Annotated in this window: 15 protein-coding genes; 4 read left to right on the forward strand and 11 right to left on the reverse strand. The window is 66.6% G+C overall.

The genetic code is table 11. The annotated features are described in order from the left end of the window. Together ON45_RS06885 and ON45_RS06890 are read left to right on the forward strand one after the other, a co-directional pair. On the forward strand, nt 1-1,235 hold a 1,235-nt coding region (locus ON45_RS06885), incomplete at its 5' end, for an ABC transporter substrate-binding protein (RefSeq protein ID WP_040492908.1). A 118-nt stretch (nt 1,236-1,353) separates the two neighbouring features. After that, entirely contained in the window at nt 1,354-2,340 is a 987-nt protein-coding gene (locus tag ON45_RS06890; protein ID WP_040492909.1) for a threonine/serine dehydratase family protein, read from the forward strand. A gap of 15 nt (nt 2,341-2,355) precedes the next feature. Here ON45_RS06890 and ON45_RS06895 read toward each other — a convergent pair whose 3' ends face one another. The 5 genes from ON45_RS06895 to ON45_RS06915 are packed head-to-tail and all read right to left on the reverse strand — an operon-like array spanning nt 2,356 to nt 7,512. Further along, the gene (locus ON45_RS06895) at nt 2,356-3,132 is read right to left on the reverse strand and encodes an ABC transporter ATP-binding protein (protein WP_040492910.1); all 777 of its coding nucleotides are present in this window, start codon (nt 3,130-3,132) and stop codon (nt 2,356-2,358) included. Then, nucleotides 3,132-4,151, reverse strand: a complete 1,020-nt coding sequence (locus ON45_RS06900; RefSeq protein WP_241432165.1) for an ABC transporter ATP-binding protein — start codon at nt 4,149-4,151, stop codon at nt 3,132-3,134. The genes ON45_RS06895 and ON45_RS06900 overlap by 1 nt, the downstream gene beginning before the upstream one ends. Continuing rightward, complete coding sequence (locus ON45_RS06905; protein WP_040492911.1) at nt 4,141-5,175, reverse strand: branched-chain amino acid ABC transporter permease; 1,035 nt, start codon at nt 5,173-5,175, stop codon at nt 4,141-4,143. The genes ON45_RS06900 and ON45_RS06905 overlap by 11 nt, the downstream gene beginning before the upstream one ends. Before the next feature lie 9 nt (nt 5,176-5,184). Then, complete coding sequence (locus ON45_RS06910; protein ID WP_040492912.1) at nt 5,185-6,570, reverse strand: branched-chain amino acid ABC transporter permease; 1,386 nt, start codon at nt 6,568-6,570, stop codon at nt 5,185-5,187. 12 nt (nt 6,571-6,582) lie between these two features. Next, a complete protein-coding gene (locus ON45_RS06915) occupies nt 6,583-7,512 on the reverse strand; it encodes a COX15/CtaA family protein (RefSeq protein ID WP_051062636.1) in 930 nt (309 codons plus the stop codon). 31 nt (nt 7,513-7,543) lie between these two features. Here ON45_RS06915 and ON45_RS06920 point away from each other — a divergent pair, with 31 nt between their 5' ends. Next, nucleotides 7,544-8,677, forward strand: coding sequence for an Rv3169 family protein (locus ON45_RS06920; RefSeq protein ID WP_040492913.1), 1,134 nt, complete (start codon nt 7,544-7,546; stop codon nt 8,675-8,677). Nucleotides 8,678-8,723: 46 nt separating this feature from the next. On the opposite strand, the gene ON45_RS06925 is transcribed toward ON45_RS06920, so the two are convergent. Genes ON45_RS06925 through ON45_RS21210 form a run of 4 tightly spaced genes read right to left on the reverse strand, consistent with a single transcriptional unit; the run spans nt 8,724 to nt 11,819 of the window. Next, nucleotides 8,724-9,515 (reverse strand): SDR family NAD(P)-dependent oxidoreductase, encoded by a 792-nt coding sequence (locus tag ON45_RS06925; RefSeq protein WP_051062637.1) that lies wholly within the window; start codon nt 9,513-9,515, stop codon nt 8,724-8,726. Continuing rightward, entirely contained in the window at nt 9,503-9,943 is a 441-nt protein-coding gene (locus ON45_RS06930) for a pyridoxamine 5'-phosphate oxidase family protein (RefSeq protein ID WP_040492914.1), read from the reverse strand. Before ON45_RS06930 ends, ON45_RS06925 begins: the two co-directional genes overlap by 13 nt. Before the next feature lie 46 nt (nt 9,944-9,989). Beyond that, complete coding sequence (locus tag ON45_RS06935) at nt 9,990-11,090, reverse strand: class I SAM-dependent methyltransferase (protein WP_040492915.1); 1,101 nt, start codon at nt 11,088-11,090, stop codon at nt 9,990-9,992. A gap of 51 nt (nt 11,091-11,141) precedes the next feature. Continuing rightward, nucleotides 11,142-11,819 carry a histidine phosphatase family protein gene (locus ON45_RS21210; protein WP_051062638.1) on the reverse strand — a complete coding sequence of 226 codons (678 nt, stop codon included), beginning with the start codon at nt 11,817-11,819 and terminating at the stop codon, nt 11,142-11,144. Between the two features lie 22 nt (nt 11,820-11,841). Here ON45_RS21210 and ON45_RS06945 point away from each other — a divergent pair, with 22 nt between their 5' ends. Then, a complete protein-coding gene (locus ON45_RS06945) occupies nt 11,842-12,543 on the forward strand; it encodes a DUF2510 domain-containing protein (RefSeq protein WP_040492916.1) in 702 nt (233 codons plus the stop codon). Here the strand turns inward: ON45_RS06945 and ON45_RS06950 are convergent. Beyond that, nucleotides 12,436-14,367: an ABC transporter ATP-binding protein gene (locus ON45_RS06950; protein WP_051062639.1), complete on the reverse strand. Its 1,932-nt coding sequence runs from the start codon at nt 14,365-14,367 to the stop codon at nt 12,436-12,438. The two genes, ON45_RS06945 and ON45_RS06950, sit on opposite strands and share 108 nt — an antisense overlap. Further along, a partial coding sequence (locus tag ON45_RS06955; RefSeq protein ID WP_040492922.1) for an ABC transporter ATP-binding protein occupies nt 14,364-15,830 on the reverse strand: 1,467 nt, incomplete at its 5' end. The genes ON45_RS06955 and ON45_RS06950, both read right to left, overlap by 4 nt.

Genomic DNA, 15,830 nt, shown 5'->3' on the forward strand with positions numbered 1-15,830 from the left:
AGACCAGCGAAGCCATGGAAGAAGCTGAGACCGAAACCAGCGAAGCCATGGAAGAGGAAGGCGCCGCAGAAGGCACCGGATCGACCGAGGGTCAGCTCGTGCTCGGCGGAATCCTGCCGGAGACCGGCAACCTCGCATTCCTCGGCCCGCCCGAGATCGCCGGCGTGAACCTCGCCGTCGAAGACGTCAACGCTGCCGGCGGTGTGCTCGGACAGGACGTCGTGTACCTGCCCGGCGACTCCGGCGACAACGGTGAAGTGGCCAACGCCACGGTCGACCGCCTCCTCGCCGAGGATGTCGACGGCTTCGTCGGAGCCGCGAGCTCCGGTGTGTCGCTGACCGTGATCGACAAGATCACCCAGGCCGGCAAGGTCCACTTCAGCCCGGCGAACACCTCCCCGACGTTCACCGACTACGACGACAGCGACCTGTACTTCCGTACGGCTCCGTCCGACGTCGTTCAGGGTGCGGCACTCGCCGACATCATGATCGCCGACGGCAACGCTTCGGCGACGTTCCTCGTGCTCAACGATGCCTACGGCACCGGCCTGCTCGAGTTCACCAAGGGCCCGTTCGAGGACCAGGGTGGCGTCGTCGACGCCGAGAACATCTACGACCCGAAGGCAGAGAACTTCGACGACGTCGTCGCCGTGGCTCAGGAGGCTGACTCCGACGCCATCGTGATCATCGGCTTCGACGAGACGTCGAAGATCCTGACCGGCCTCATCGAGGCAGGAATCGGACCGGACGCCAAGAGCATCTACGGCACCGACGGCAACATGGGCAACGCCCTCGCCGAGGCCTTCGATGATCCGACCGTCCTCGCCGGCATGCGCGGCACCCTCCCGGGTGTCGACGTCGAAGGCGAGCTCGCCGACTTCCGTGACGGCCTCCTCGAGGTCGATCCCAGCCTCGTCGACTACTCGTACTCCGCAGAGTCCTACGACACCGTCGTCATCATGGCGCTCGCCGCAACCGTGGCCGGCTCCGACGACGGCGTTGCGCTCGCTGCAGAGATCAACGACGTGACCCGTGGTGGCGAGAAGTGCACCAGCTTCGAAGAGTGCCTGCCGCTCGCCGAAGCCGGCGAAGACTTCGACTACGACGGCGTTTCCGGTCCGCTCGAGTTCCGTGACGAAGGTGAGCCCACGCAGGCTTCCATCCTCATCCTGGAATTCGACGAGAACGGTGAGATCGTCGTGGACGGTTCGGTCCAGGGTTCGGTGGACGTCTGATCCTCGGATCAGTCGACATCAACGAAACTCGCTGAACAACTGAATACTGTCGGAACGGCCCGGGGCTTCGGCTCCGGGCCGTTCCGCGTCCCGGCCGCGACACCGACTGGAGTCCGAGATGACCACCGATTCCGAGCTGACGATCGATGCGATCGAGGATGCCGCGCAGCGCATCCAACCCGACGTGCACCGCACCGGGGTGCTGCACAGTGCGGCGATCGACGCGCTCGCCGGCCGACGGGTGCACCTCAAGGCCGAGCACCTGCAGCGCTCAGGGTCCTTCAAGGCCCGCGGTGCGCACAACAAGTTGCGGTTGATCCTCGACGCTGCCCGCCGGCACGGCGTCGTCGCCGTCAGTTCGGGGAATCACGCGACGGCGGTCGCATGCGCGGGCCAGCGACTCGGGATTCCCGTCGACGTGTACATGCCACGCGACGCCCCCGCTCTCAAACAGCGCGCCACCCGCGGATACGGCGCTCGCATCCACTTCTTCGACCGCCTCCTCGACGACCGTGCGCAGTTGATCGACGCTCACGTCGAAGCGCACGGTTCCATCGCGGTCGAACCGTTCGACGACGTGGACATCATGGCCGGGCAGGGCACCGTGGCGTACGAACTGCTCACCCAGTCCCGCGTGGACACCCTCGTGGTTCCCATGAGTGGCGGCGGCCTGATGGCAGGGTGCGCGGTTGCCGCTTGCGCAGCACAGTCCGACATCACGATCATCGGCGTGGAGCCGGCCGTGGCCGACGACACCGCACGATCGTTCGCGAAGGGTGATCGGGTCGAGATCCCGCAGCCCATCACGGTCGCCGACGGACTCGCGGTGACCGCTCCTGGACGCTTGACCTTCCCGATCAACCAGCGGCTCGTCGACCGGGTCGTCACCGTCAGCGATCAACAGATCATCGACACCTGTGTGCTCCTGTTCGAGCGTTGCAAGCAGGTCGTCGAACCCAGTGGGGCCACCGCGCTCGCTGCGGTCCTCGCCGGGCTCACCGGCGACGCCGACGATGTCGGCGTCGTGATGTCGGGTGGCAACATCGACGTGACGGAACTCGCGGCGCTCGTCGCCGCGCATCCGCCACCGAGCGACCGTCGCTGATCTCCGCCGTGGCGTCTACTCCTGGTGATCCTTGACCAGCGTGCCGAGGTACAGCTCGATCACCTTCGGATCCTTGAGCAACTCGGCTCCGGTCCCGGTGTACGCGTTCGCGCCCTGATCGAGGACGTACCCACGATCGCAGATCTGCAGACAACGGCTGGCGTTCTGCTCGACCATCACGATCGACACCCCCGCCTTGTTGATCCGGTGGCAACGGACGAACACCTCGTCCTGCAACGCCGGTGACAACCCGGCAGAGGGCTCGTCGAGCAGCAGAACCGACGGGTCCATCATCAGGGCACGCCCCATGGCGAGCATCTGGCGCTCACCGCCCGACAGCGAACCGGCACGCTGGTCGGCGCGCTCGATCAAGCGGGGGAACATGTCACCCACGACGCCGTACCGCTCCTTGAACGTCTTCGGCTTGAGGTACACGCCCATCTCGAGGTTCTCGCGCACGGTCAGCGCCGGGAACACGTTGTTGTTCTGCGGGACGTAGCCGATTCCGCGGCTGACGAGCGAGTGCGCCTTCAGGTCGGTGATGTTCTCACCTCGGAGGCGTACCTCTCCGTCGTTGATGGTGACGAGGCCGAACATCGCCTTCACCAGCGTCGACTTCCCGGCGCCGTTCGGCCCGATGATCCCGACGAGCTCGCCCTCGGCGAGCGTGAGGCTGCATTCGTTCAGAATGTTGACCCCGGGGATGTACCCCGCGGTGAGCGCGTCAGCGACGAGCAGCGGTTCGGTCGACGACTCGTCGACGGACGGATCGGACGTCGTGGTGTCGGACATCAGAGCTCCTGGTCCAGGTCGAGTGCGGAGTCGTGGTGCGAACCCAGATAGGCATCGACCACGGCCGTGTTCTCACCGATCGACGCCGGCGGTCCCTCGGCGATGATCTGGCCCTCGGCCATCACGATCACCCAGTCGCTGATCTCCTGCACCATGTCCATGTCGTGTTCGACGAACAGCACGGTCATCCCCTGATCGCGCAGGCCGGTGACGTGTCCGAGTAACGACTGCGTGAGCGCCGGGTTGACGCCCGCCATCGGCTCATCGAGCATCACCATCTCGGGCTCGACCATGAGCGCTCGTGCCATCTCGAGCAGCTTGCGCTGCCCGCCCGACAGGGTGCCGGCGAACTGATCGCGCATGTGGTCCATCTTGAAGTGGATCAACAGGTCGTCGGCGCGCTCTTCGATCTCCTTCTCCTGCTTGCGCCACATGAACGGGAAGATCGACCGGAACAGCGACTCCCCCTTCTGCCCGGTGGCTCCCAGCTTCATGTTCTCGATCACCGTCATCTTGGACAGCGCCTTGGTCAGCTGGAACGTACGCACCATGCCGTGTCCGGCGATGTTGTGCGCAGCGACGTTGTCGATGTTCTTGTCGTTGAAGACTCGAGTTCCCGCGTCGGGTGTGTCGAAGTTGGTGAGCAGATTGAACAGCGTCGTCTTCCCCGCACCGTTGGGGCCGATCAGCGCGGTGATCACACCGCGCTGGATCTCGACGTGGTCCACATCGACAGCCGTCAGACCACCGAATCGACGAACGACGCCGTCGGCCACCAGGATCGGGTCGGGCTTCGGCGCACCCGGCTCCCACGGCACGTCGGCGAGAGCAGCACGGGCCGCCACGGGGTCGACCCCGTCGACCGTCACCACTTCCGCGAACGCCGCGTCGGCTTCCTCGTCGGAGATGTCGGGGCGAGGACCGGCCTTCACGCCGGCGTCGTCAGCGAACGGCGAGGCGCGATCGAACGTCTCGTTCATCGCCGGGTAGTCGTCCTCCCGGGGAGAGTTATCGGTCATCGAGAGCCATCTCTTCCTTGTTGCCGAAGATCCCTTGCGGCCGGAATGCGGCCAGGAGGATCAGTCCGAGCCCCACGAGCATGAAGCGCACCTGGCCGACCTGGGTACCGCTCATGATCGATTCCGGGATGTAGTCGTTCGCAACCAACTGTCGCAGAATCGTGTCCGAGGAGTCCAGCACGGCGTACAGCAGTGCCGCACCGACCAGCGGTCCGAAGACCTTGCCGGCTCCACCGAGGATCAGGGCGACGTAGACGAAGAACGTCACGTCGGTGATGAAGTTGTCCGGCTGCGCCACGGAGAATCCGACCGCACGCACCATGCCGCCGACGGCACCGAACATGCCACCGAGGATCAGCGCCTGCATCTTGTACGAGTAGGCGTTCTTGCCGAGGCTGCGGGCGGCGTCCTCGTCCTCTCGGATCGCCTTCAGGACACGACCCCACGGGCTCTTGATCATCAGCCAGCACAGCAGCGTTCCCAGTGCCAGGATCGACCAGCCGACGAGGACGAGGAAGAACTGGTTCCCGGTGAACAGGTTGAAGAAGTAGCGGTCGGTCGTGGTGAACGGACTGAGGTCGTAGAACGTGCTCGTGAACCCGGTGAGTCCGTCCGACGAGCCCGTCCACTTGTCGAGCGAGGGCGACCGCGCGATGAGACGGAAGATCTCGGCGACCGCGATCGTGACGATCGCCAGGTAGTCCGCACGTAGTCGCAACGTCGGGATACCCATCAGGAGCGCGAGCACGAGGGGGAACACGACCACCGCCATGAAGATGCCGACCCAGAAGAGGGTCGACTCCGACATGTTCAGGCCGGTGTTGCGGTTGACGGCCGGTCCGATCGTCACGACGGTCATCGCGAGCCCGTAGGCGCCGGCGGCCATGAAGACCGCCTGACCGAAGTTCAGCAGGCCGGTGTAGCCGAAGTGCAGGTTGAGTCCGATGGCGGCGAGAGCGAACACGATGAAGCGTTCGCCGATCAGTCCACGGAAGAGACTTTCGATGATGGCTTGATAGTCCATGACGCCCCCTTATCCGATCCGTTCCGCTCGTCCGAGCAGACCCTGTGGTCTGACGAGGAGAATCAAGATCAAGACGACCAGAGCACCCACGTTCTTCACGTCACCCGGAAGGATGAGTGTCGACAGCTGGATGAACAGGCCGGCGATGATGCTGCCGAGCAGGGCGCCGTAGGCCGTTCCGAGACCACCGAGCGTGACGCCGGCGAACATGAGGAGCAGCAAGCGGAAGCCCATTTCCCAGTTGATGTTTTCTGTGAGGCCGAACATGACACCACCGAGCCCGGCGAGGGCGGACCCGACGATCCAGACGAGTCGGATCACCTTCTCGACGTCGATGCCCGACGACTCCGCCAGATCGCGGTTGTCGGCCACGGCGCGCATGGCCTTGCCGGCGCGTGTCTTCTGCAGCGCGAGCCCGACCGCGACCAGGACCAGCGCGGAGAAGACGATGATGAACAGGTCCTTGCGGAGGATGGAGAAGATCCCGAAGTCGATCGGTTCCCCGATGCGGAAGTCACGGTAGAAACCGGCGCGACCGCCGAACTGGTACAGCAGGACGTAGCGGACGAGGATCGAGAAGCCGATCGACACGACGAGCGCTGCGATGAGGCTCGCTCCCTTGTTGCGCAGCGGCTTCCAGACGAACTCGTTGTAGATGTAGCCCAGGAAGCCCGTGAACGCGATCGCGACCATCGCTCCGAACACGAGCGAACTCATCCAGCTCCCGAACCACGAGAGCTCCCACGTGACGTTGATGACGTAGGCGGTCATCGCGCCGATCGTGACCATCTCGCCGTGGGAGAAGTTGACGAGGCCGGTGGTTCCGTAGATCAAGGACAAGCCGATCGCACAGATCGCGATGATCAGGCCGAGCTTGAGGCCGTCGACCGTCAACTGCGCGACGCGGTTGGTGTTGTCGCCGCTCGACGTGCGTTCCCCGAGCGGGAACAGCGTGTTCTTGTTCGTGTTCGGCTGAACACTGATCTCGGTCAGCGGGTTGTTGTCGGGGTTCCGGAGTGAGTTCCCCTCCGGCAGCGACTCCTCGACGAGGAGCACGGAGTAGACGCCGGGTCCGGGGAGATCGACTCTCCACACGCCCTCGGCGTCGGAGTCCGCGCTTCCGACCTCGTTGTCGTCGGCGTCGGTCACGATGAAGGTGACACCTTCGAGCAAGACCTGCTCGCCCTCTTCGTCACGAGCCTGGATGACTCCACCGATCGACTCCGAGGCCCCCTCGTCGGGCGCGACCTCCTCGGTTCCTTCGCCTCCCGAGTCGTCCTCCTGGGCCAGTGCCGGCCCGCCGATCGCGGTCAGACCCAACAGTGCCACGATGGCCCCGAGCAGGATCCTGAGCCAGCGCGGTTGCGCAGTTGGTGTCAGCTTCGTGTGCGGCATTGGGCGGATACCCTAGACCCTTGTCACACCCGATCGGTTAATGCCCTGTGAACGGACCCTGTCCGCCGAGTACTCTGCCGCACCGGGCGCGCAGTCGAGCGCGGAGAGCGCCAATCTGACCGTCGCGACCCAGAGCGCCGTCGCTCCGGCCAGGTGCACGCCCACGAGCAGTTCGGGGACACCCGTGAGGTACTGCGCGTAGCCGACCCCTCCCTGCACGATGGCCACGAACAGCCAGGTGGACAGCGCCGGCCGGAGAGTCGGCGCCTTGGACACGCAGACCCACGCCAGCGCGATCGCGCAGGCGATCGTGACCAGCACGGTCACGCTGTGAACCCGCGCGACGGTGCCGATGTCGAAGCCGTATCGGCGAACGTCCTCCTCGCCGGCATGTGGTCCGGCGCCGGTGACGATCGTGCCGGTCACCAACGCCGCGCCGGTCAGTGCCGCGAGGGCGAGCGACAACCGTTGCACCACCCCCGCCTCGCCGACGCTGCGCCAGACGATCGGCCGTTCGGAACCTGCCCGCACGGCGATCAGGCCGAAGGCGATCGACACCATCGCGAGCAGGAAATGGGACTGCACGAGTGCCGGATGCAGGTCGCCGCGCACGGCGAGACCACCCACGACTCCGTTCGCCAGCACCGAGACGAGCACGCCGACCGCCGGCCACCGGAGTCCCGCGCCGCGAGGAGCCGCACGAAAGCCGCACACCACCAGGAGCACCGTCGGCACGCCGATCAATCCGCTCAGCAACCGGTTCAGTTGCTCGATCGCCGTGTGGCCCGATGACACGTCGATGAAGCGCTCGTCGTTGCAGTTCGGCCAGTCGTCGCAGCCCAAGCCACTGCCGGTGAGGCGCACCACTCCTCCGGCCACGACGAGCACGCAGATCCCCACGGTCGTGACGATGGCCAGCTGCCGGTAGCGCGATCGCGTCATCACCCGAGAGCGTACGGCTACGGTCGGTGGGGTGCTGAGTTCGTTCGACGACTTTCCGATCCATCAGACGTCACAGCCGGTCGCGCGCACCGGTTCGAGCGATCTGAATCACTACGACCGCTACTTCTTCAGCGGATACACACGTGACACGCGGCTGTACTTTGCTTCGGCGATGGGGCTGTATCCGAACCGCCACATCGCCGACGCGTCGTTCAGCGTCGTCGTCGACGGTGGGACCGCCGATGCCCGCCAGGTCAACGTGCATGCGTCGCGTCGCGCGCCCACCGATCGCGGGGAGGCGAACCAGGTCGGCCCGATCGAGGTCCAGGTCGTCGAGCCGCTCCGGGTCCTGCGTGTCACGGTCGAGTCACCCGAACACGGAATTCGCTGCGATCTCACCTTCACTCGTCGCACCGCCGCAATCGAGGAGCCGCACTTCTTCCATCAGGTCGGCCAGCGAGTCGTGATGGACTCCACCCGCATGACCCAGTTCGGGAACTGGGAGGGGTGGATCGAGATCGACGGCGAACTGCACGAACTCGGGCCCGCCGAGACGTTCGGATGCCGGGACCGATCGTGGGGCATCCGCACCGTCGGCGAACGCGTTCCCACCGGTGCACCGGTGGCCGACCCCCAGTTCTTCTGGCTCTGGGCGCCGATCAACTTCGAGACGTTCGCCACGCACTTCGACGTCAACGAGCACTTCGACGGGAGACGATGGCACGAGGCGGCCTTCGTCGCGATGGCGTCATCCGAGACGGGAGCCCCGGAACCGGCGAGCGCGATGCGTACGGCTGACTACCGCATCTCGTGGCGACCCGGTACGCGGGCGGCCGCGAGCTTCGAACTGGACCTCGTTCCGTGGGATGGCGAAGCGTCCACGGTGATGTTCGAGCCGTTGTTCGACTTCCAGATGATGGGTCTCGGGTACACCCATCCGGAGTGGAGCCACGGCGTGTGGAAAGGCGAGCTGCAGGTCGATGGCGATCGGTGGGATCTTCCGGTCGACGATCTCGCGGCGCCACAGCACGTCCACATCCAGACCGTGGTCAAGGCGCGCACCTCGGGGGCACTCGGCGTCCACGAAGGTCTCGGTGTGCTGGAGCAACTCGTCGTCGGCCGTCACGACCCCTCGGGACTGACCGGCCTGTTCGACGGCGCCTAGCGGGACGTTCCGGGTCTGACCCGACACGTCGCGCTCGTCGTGCGTGTCAGGTGTGGCGGATCGACATTCCGCCGTCGACGGGGATGTGGACGCCGTTGACGAAGCTCGAAGCCGGCAGACACAGGTTCAGCGTCATCTGCGCGACTTCCTCGGGCTGCCCGTAGCGGCGCAGCGGCACACGGCGGCGCGCGTAGGTCGCCTTCGATTCGTCGTCGATCGCGGCGGTCATCGCCGTGTCGATCGGCCCGGGACAGATGGCGTTGACCGTCACGCCGTGCCGACCGAGTTCGACGGCCAGCGACTGCGTCAGCCCGATCACGCCTGCCTTCGTGGCGGCGTACGCCGTGAGCCCGGCGGTGCTGACCAGGGCCTCGGTCGATGCGATGTTGACGATGCGACCTTCCCCCGACTCGATGAGATGCGGCAGCGCGAGACGGACGAGACGGGCGTGCGCCGTGAGATTCACCTCGACGGTCTGCGCCCAACTGGACTCGAAGTCGTCGGCATCCTGGAACGGCGAGTTGATCGTCGAGACGCCGGCGTTGTTCACCACGATGTCGAGCCGTCCCGCCCACTCGAGAGTCGACGCGACGAGCCGCTCCAGCTGCCCGGGGTCCGACACGTCGGTCACCACGCCGAGTGCTGCCGTCGAGCCGTACGTCGTGCGAATCTCCTCGACGACGGCATCGACACGTTCCGCGCCCAGGTCGGCGACGACGACGCGGGCTCCTTCGTCGGCGAAGAGGCAGGCGGTCGCCCGCCCCATTCCACTCGCGGCACCGGTGACGATCGCGACTCGGCCGGCGATCGACCGTGACAGTTCGGTCAGGCGCTCCAACGCTGCAACCCGCCCATGCCGTACTGCTTCAGGATCAAGGCCCGCGACGGGGTGATCGCGAGGAACGCCGTGTCCGGGGAGCTGTCCGGGCCACCCGGAGCGAACGCGTTCAGGTCGTAGTCGAACACGCCGTCCCACAGCCGCCGTTTGGTCTCGAGGTCGGTGAACACCTCACCGGTCCCCCAGACCTCGACGCCGTCGCCGTTCTCGGTCACCTGCCAGTGCAGCGCCAGCTTCGGGTTGTCGGCCACGTTCTTCGCCTTGACCGACGTGGTGCCCAGCATCGTCCACAGCGTGTCGCCCTCCCAGCAGGGGTGAACGGGGACCACATCGGGCTCTCCGTCGGAGCCCACGGTCGCGATGTGCGCCCACGGACTCAGTTGGGTGGCGAACGCCTTGACGTCCTCGAGTGTGCAGTCGTCGCTCATGGGCCGAAGGTATCAACTGGGGTCGGACCCCCGTTGAGACGGAGCGTCAGACGCTGATCTCGTAGAAGCTGTTCACGCTGTGGTCGACGTCGAGCTTGCGGAACTGTCCGAAGCCCGCGGCCTCCGCCATCTCCTGCGCCTTCGACGCCGGCAGTCCCAGCGTGCCGAGACCGGCACCATCGGGCTCGGACAGCGCGGAGCTCATGCACGAGAGGACGCTGATGCCGTACATCAGCGGAGCCATCGGATTCTTCTCGACGTTCTCGGCGAACGAGTCGCGGCCCTTGATGTCGACGAGCAACCACGTCCCGTCGTCGCTGATCGCCGCCCGGATCGCGTCCATCATCTCCTGGGGCCGGGTCATGTCGTGGATGCAGTCGAAGGTGGTCACGAGGTCGCACGAGTGGTCGGCAGGCATCGGTGCGAGTCGCGGGTCGGCGAATCGTGCGTTCGTCACGCCCGACTCGGCGAGTCGCTCGGCCGCGCGACGGAGCGCATGGTCGGAGATGTCGTAACCGACGAACGTCGACTTCGGGAACCGCTCGGCCATCATCAGCACCGCGCCACCTGCACCACAGCCGATGTCGATCACGTGCGCGCCCTCCTCCAGCCGCTCGACCACGCCGTCGAGGGCCGGCAACACGGTGTCGAGCAGGTGATGTCGCATCCACGGTTCGAAACTCTTCTCGATCCCGATCGCTCCTTCGCAGCCGTGGCTGTCGTAGTCGTGGCCCAGCCCACTGCGGAAGCTCTCGGGCATGTGTTCCAATGCGGCCATCGTCTGCGGGAACCGGTGGAACATCCCCATCCCGTAGGCGACGTGGTCGGGATCGGCGAGCACGGCGACGGCTTCGGGCGACATCGTGAACAGCTCGGGCGAGACCGAGGTGTCGACGTCGAGAATCCTGGCGGCGGCTTGATTGTGCGCCCATTCACGCACCCAACGTTCGTCGAGTTCAGCGGCGTCGGCCAGTTCGGCGGTCGTCGCCGGTCGGCCGATGGCGGCGAGCGCGGTGAACAGGCCGAGCTTGTCGCCGAGATGGATCATGCCCGCCGTGACCGCGCCGCTCAACTGCGTGAACACGCCGAAGGAGAACATCTTCAGCTTGTCGGGGTCGATCTCTCGGCTGGTGTCGGTGTCGGTCATGGACGTCACCGTAGAGAAATGTTCGTCGGTGACCGTCACCAACGAACCTTTTCAGCGGGTGCGATCGGCGGTGGGGAGATGCTCGAGATCGCTGAGCTTGGTCAGGCTGAACGTGAAGCCGTCGTGGACCTCGAGTGCCTCCAACCGGCTGACGGAGGTGTGGCCGATCACGAACCGGTCCCATTCCCACGGTGTCGGTGGGAGGCCGAGGAGATGGGCGATCGTGACCGAATTCGTTCCGGCGTGCGCCACGAGCACGATCTTGCGGCCGGGCTCCTCGATGTGCCAGATCGGAAGATCGTGCTCCGACCGCACCATCCCGCGAGCGCCGAAGAAGTCGTCAGCGCCCTCCCGTACTCGCGACGTGAACTCCCGAATCGACTCGCCGCCGTCCAGACCGTCCCACCGGTCGTTCACGGGACGGCCCCGAAGCTCCGCGTACGCCGCTTCGGCCTTCTCCTGCGGCGTTCCGTGCCAGGACGGATCGCGAATCTCCTCGAGCCATGGAGCGATCTGCTCGTCCCGGTTCAGGACCTCGAACAAGGGCGCTGCTGTCTGACGCGCCCGGGTCAGCGGTGACGCGAACACCTGATCGAAGTGCTCGTCGCCGAGCGCCGCAGCCAACGCCCACGCCTGGCGGTGGCCGAGGTCGGTGAGCGGCGGATTGGTGACGTTCAGGCCATCCCGGATCCACTCGGGCTGGCCATGACGAATGAACACGATTTCCACGGACTCACACTAGGTTGACGCCGTGCAGGACGGCCCGGTCGGTTCATCCCCGGGCTGGTATCCCGACCCGAGCGGACAGTACGACCTGCGGTACCACAACGGGCGCACCTGGACCGGCGACGTCTCGACGGACGGCCAACGCCATGTCGCTCCGCTCCCGACCGGGGACGGCCACACGACCGGCGACGGTTGCGGCGCGAAAGCGGGCAAGGCCCCGCTCGTGCTCGGCATCATCGCGATGTGCATCGCGTGGATTCCGTTCGTCAGCGTCGTCGGCGGTGGGCTGGCGATCGCAGCGATCGTGCTCGGGTTCCGGCGACGACGGACTCCGAGCGCCCACGACGCGGCGATTGTCGGAATCATCACCGGCGCCGTCGCACTCATCCTCGCCCTCGTCGGAACGTGGATCGGCGTGATCGTCGCCGCAGAGGTCCAGCAGTTCAGTGAGCCCGGCCCCTACACGGTCAGCGAGCTGCACTGTGAGGAGATCGACGGTGTCACCCGGGCGTCGGGGAGCATCGAGAATCGCTCCGACTCGACACGGAGTTACACGATCGAGGTGACGTTCGCCGGCGAGCACACCGAGTCCGCCGATGTGGACGACGTCGAGGCAGGTTCAACCGCGCGCTTCGTCGTCGAGGAAGATCTCCGCTTCGACGACCTGACCTGTGAGGTCTCCGCGGTCAACGGGCCGCTCCCCTTCGGGCTCGACGTCGGGTTGTAGCGACGCGGGACGGCTCGATCCGGCCGAGCCGGCGACGGTGGTCGCCGAGATCCACGCGTCGTGGAGGCGGCGGTACGTGCCTCCCAGCGTGAGCAACTCCGCGTGATGTCCGTCCTCGACGACGCGACCGTCCTCCAGCACCAGGACGCGGTCGGCCCGTGCGGCCGTCGACAACCGGTGGGCGATCGCGATCGTGGTGCGTCCGGCGGCGAGTCGATCGAGCGCGCGGGCGACGCGGACCTCGGTGAGGGCATCGACCGACGACGTCGCCTCGTCGAGGATCAACACGTCGGGGTCGGCCAGACCGGCCCGAATCAGCGCGATCAGCTGTCGCTCCCCTGCCGACAACGTCTCGCCGCGTTCTCCCACACGGGTGGCGAGGCCATGGTCGAGCGCGTCGATCCAATCGGTTGCCGCCAGGTCGGCGATCACCCGCTCGATGTCCGCCTGCGTACTGCCCGGCCGGGAGAAGGCGATGTTCGCGAGCACCGTGTCGTCGAACAGGAATGGTTCCTGTGACACGACGACGAGTCGCCGACGGAGCACCGCCGGATCGATCTCGCTCACGTCGACCCCGCCGATCGAGATCGATCCGGACGACGGATCGGCGAATCGAGCGATCAGCCGGCCGAGCGTGGTCTTGCCCGAGCCGGTCGCTCCGACCATCGCGACCTGCTGGCCGGCCGGAATGTCCAGGTCGATGTCGCGCAACACGTCGACATCGGTGTTCGGATACCGGAACCTCACGTCGTGGACGCCGATTCCGAGTGAACCTGCCGGAGGATCGACCGGTTGCTCGGGCGCCGGAGGTCCGACCGGCATGTCGAGCACGGTGAGCACGCGACGCAAGCCCGCCACCGCGGTCTGGGTCTGGTCGATGATCTCGGTGAACTCGGCGATCGGTTCGAGGAACCGGTACGTCAGGAAGACGAAGCCGACCAGTGCACCCGCGGTCAGACCATTCGCCGGTCCCTGCCACACGCCGACGCCGATCACCGCCGACACGGTGAACACCGAGAACACCTCACCGGACGGGAACAGGAAGGCCCCGATCCATGCTGCGCGGATCTGCTGACGCGCCTTGCGTGCGGTGGCCGTGCGCACGACGCCGCCCAGGTGGTCTCCGGCCTCGTAGGCCCGGATCGTGGTGGCTCCCGACACCACCTCGGCGAGCGCACCCAGCATCTCGCCATTGCGTTCGCGGGCACTGCTGTGCGCACGAACCAGCCGCTTCTGGACCGCCCGCAGCACGACGGCGAGCGGGAACGCAACGACGAACGCGACGAGCGCGAGCAGTGGGTCGTACGCGACCATCACGATCGACACGATCAGCATCAGCGCCGAATTGCGCATCCACGACATGCCGCCCCACTGGAAGAACTGGGCAAGCGTCTCGATGTCGCTGGTGACGCGGGCGACGAGGCCTCCTCGACGCTCGTCGCCGTGGTCGGCCAGGCTGAGCGCGAGGATGTGCCCGATCAGCCGCTCACGCAGGTCGTACAGCGCCTGCTCGCTGCGCACGCCGAGCCGCACCGCCGCCTGTCGGAAGGCAACGCCCGCGACCAGGACCGCGACCAGGCCGATCAGCGACAGCCGGGCCACCAGGGCCACGTCGACGGAGTCGCTGCCATCGACGTCGATCCCCTTGTCGATCGCCTGTTGGATCAGGATCGGAACGACGACGCGTCCACCCGAACCGATCGCGGCGAGCGCGAACGTCCACCACAGCCCGTTGCGCAGGACCGGGACCTCGCGCAGTCCTCGACGGATCGTCGTGAGTGCGGTCTCGTCGGACTCGAGACTGGAGGTGAAGCCCGCCGTCACGTCGCACCCGCCCGGTCCGCCTCGAACGCTTCGACGATCTCGCGGTAGCCCGACTCGCTCGCGAGCAGAGCATCGTGTGTGCCGTGGCCGGCGACCCGTCCGGCCTGCATGTAGACCACGTCATCGGCGAGCGCGATCGTCGACGGTCGCGACGCGATCATCAGCACGGTCGCCTCGAGCGACTCGCGCAGGCGATCGAGGATCTCCGCTTCGGTGGCCGGGTCGAGTGCCGACGTGGTGTCGTCCAGTACGAGGATCGACGGGTTGCGCACGAGCGCCCGTGCGAGAGCAACGCGCTGTCGCTGTCCGCCGCTGAGACTGACCCCGCGCTCGCCGACCACCGTGTCGAGTCCGCCCGGCAGCGCGCGTACGAAGTCGTCGGCCGATGCGATGTGCAACGCCCGCCAGACCGCCTCGTCGGACGCGTGACTGCCGAACACGACGTTGTCGCGCACCGTGCCCGCCATCAGGAAGGCCTCCTGGAAGACGATCGAACGCGGTCCCGGCGCGAGCGCCACCGACCCGGACGTCGCTGGGACGAGGCCGACCACCACGTCGGCGAGCGTCGACTTCCCGCAGCCGGTGGGTCCGACGAGCGCGGTGATCGACCCGGCCGGCAGTTCGAGATCGACATCGTGGAGCGACGCGAGGTCGGAGTCCTCGTGGGCGAACCCGACCCCGTCGATGCGAATCCCGACGCCGTCGCGGGCTTCTCCGATCGACATCGCCGGATCGTCGAGCACCACCTCGGACACGACCGCCTGGATCCTGATCCACGCGGCCATCGACCGTGGCAGTTCCGAGAGTGCGTACCCGATCAGCCGCAACGGCAGCACGAGCAGCGTGAACAGGAAGATCACGCTCGTGAACTCACCGACGGTGACCGCTCCCGCGTCGACCCGGATCGCACCGAGCAGGACGAGGCCGATGTTCGCGATCGCCGGGATCATGTCGGTCAACGCGTCGAACCAACTCCTCCGCTCGATCGCCTGCACACGCGACGCTCGGACACGATCGCCGAGGACGGCCAGACGCTCCGTCTCGCGACCCTCGGCGCCGTACGCCTTGACCAGCTGCACACCTTCGAAGCTCTCGTGCACCGCCGCCGAGAAGTCGCCCAGTTGTTCCTGCGCTTGCGTGTAGTGCTCCGAGACCGATCGTTCGTAGACCACGTTCGTGGCGATCACGAGCGGGAACACGATCACCGCCACGATTCCCAGCGGAACGTCGGTGATGAACAACCAGATCGTGGAGATCACGATCATCAGCAGCGTGCTCGTCGCGAACGGGATCGGCGCGATCACGCTCACCGTGGTTTCGGTGTCGACACCCGCCCGCGCGACCAGATCACCATCGGGGTGACGGCGGTGCCAGCTCACCGGCTGCCGGACGAGACGGTCGAGCACCTGATTCGTGTAGCTCTCCGCGACCTGCCACATCCCGGTCGACGCGTACGCCCGCCG

This window comes from Ilumatobacter nonamiensis YM16-303 (assembly GCF_000350145.1).
GTDB classification, from domain to species: Bacteria; Actinomycetota; Acidimicrobiia; order Acidimicrobiales; family Ilumatobacteraceae; genus Ilumatobacter_A; species Ilumatobacter_A nonamiensis.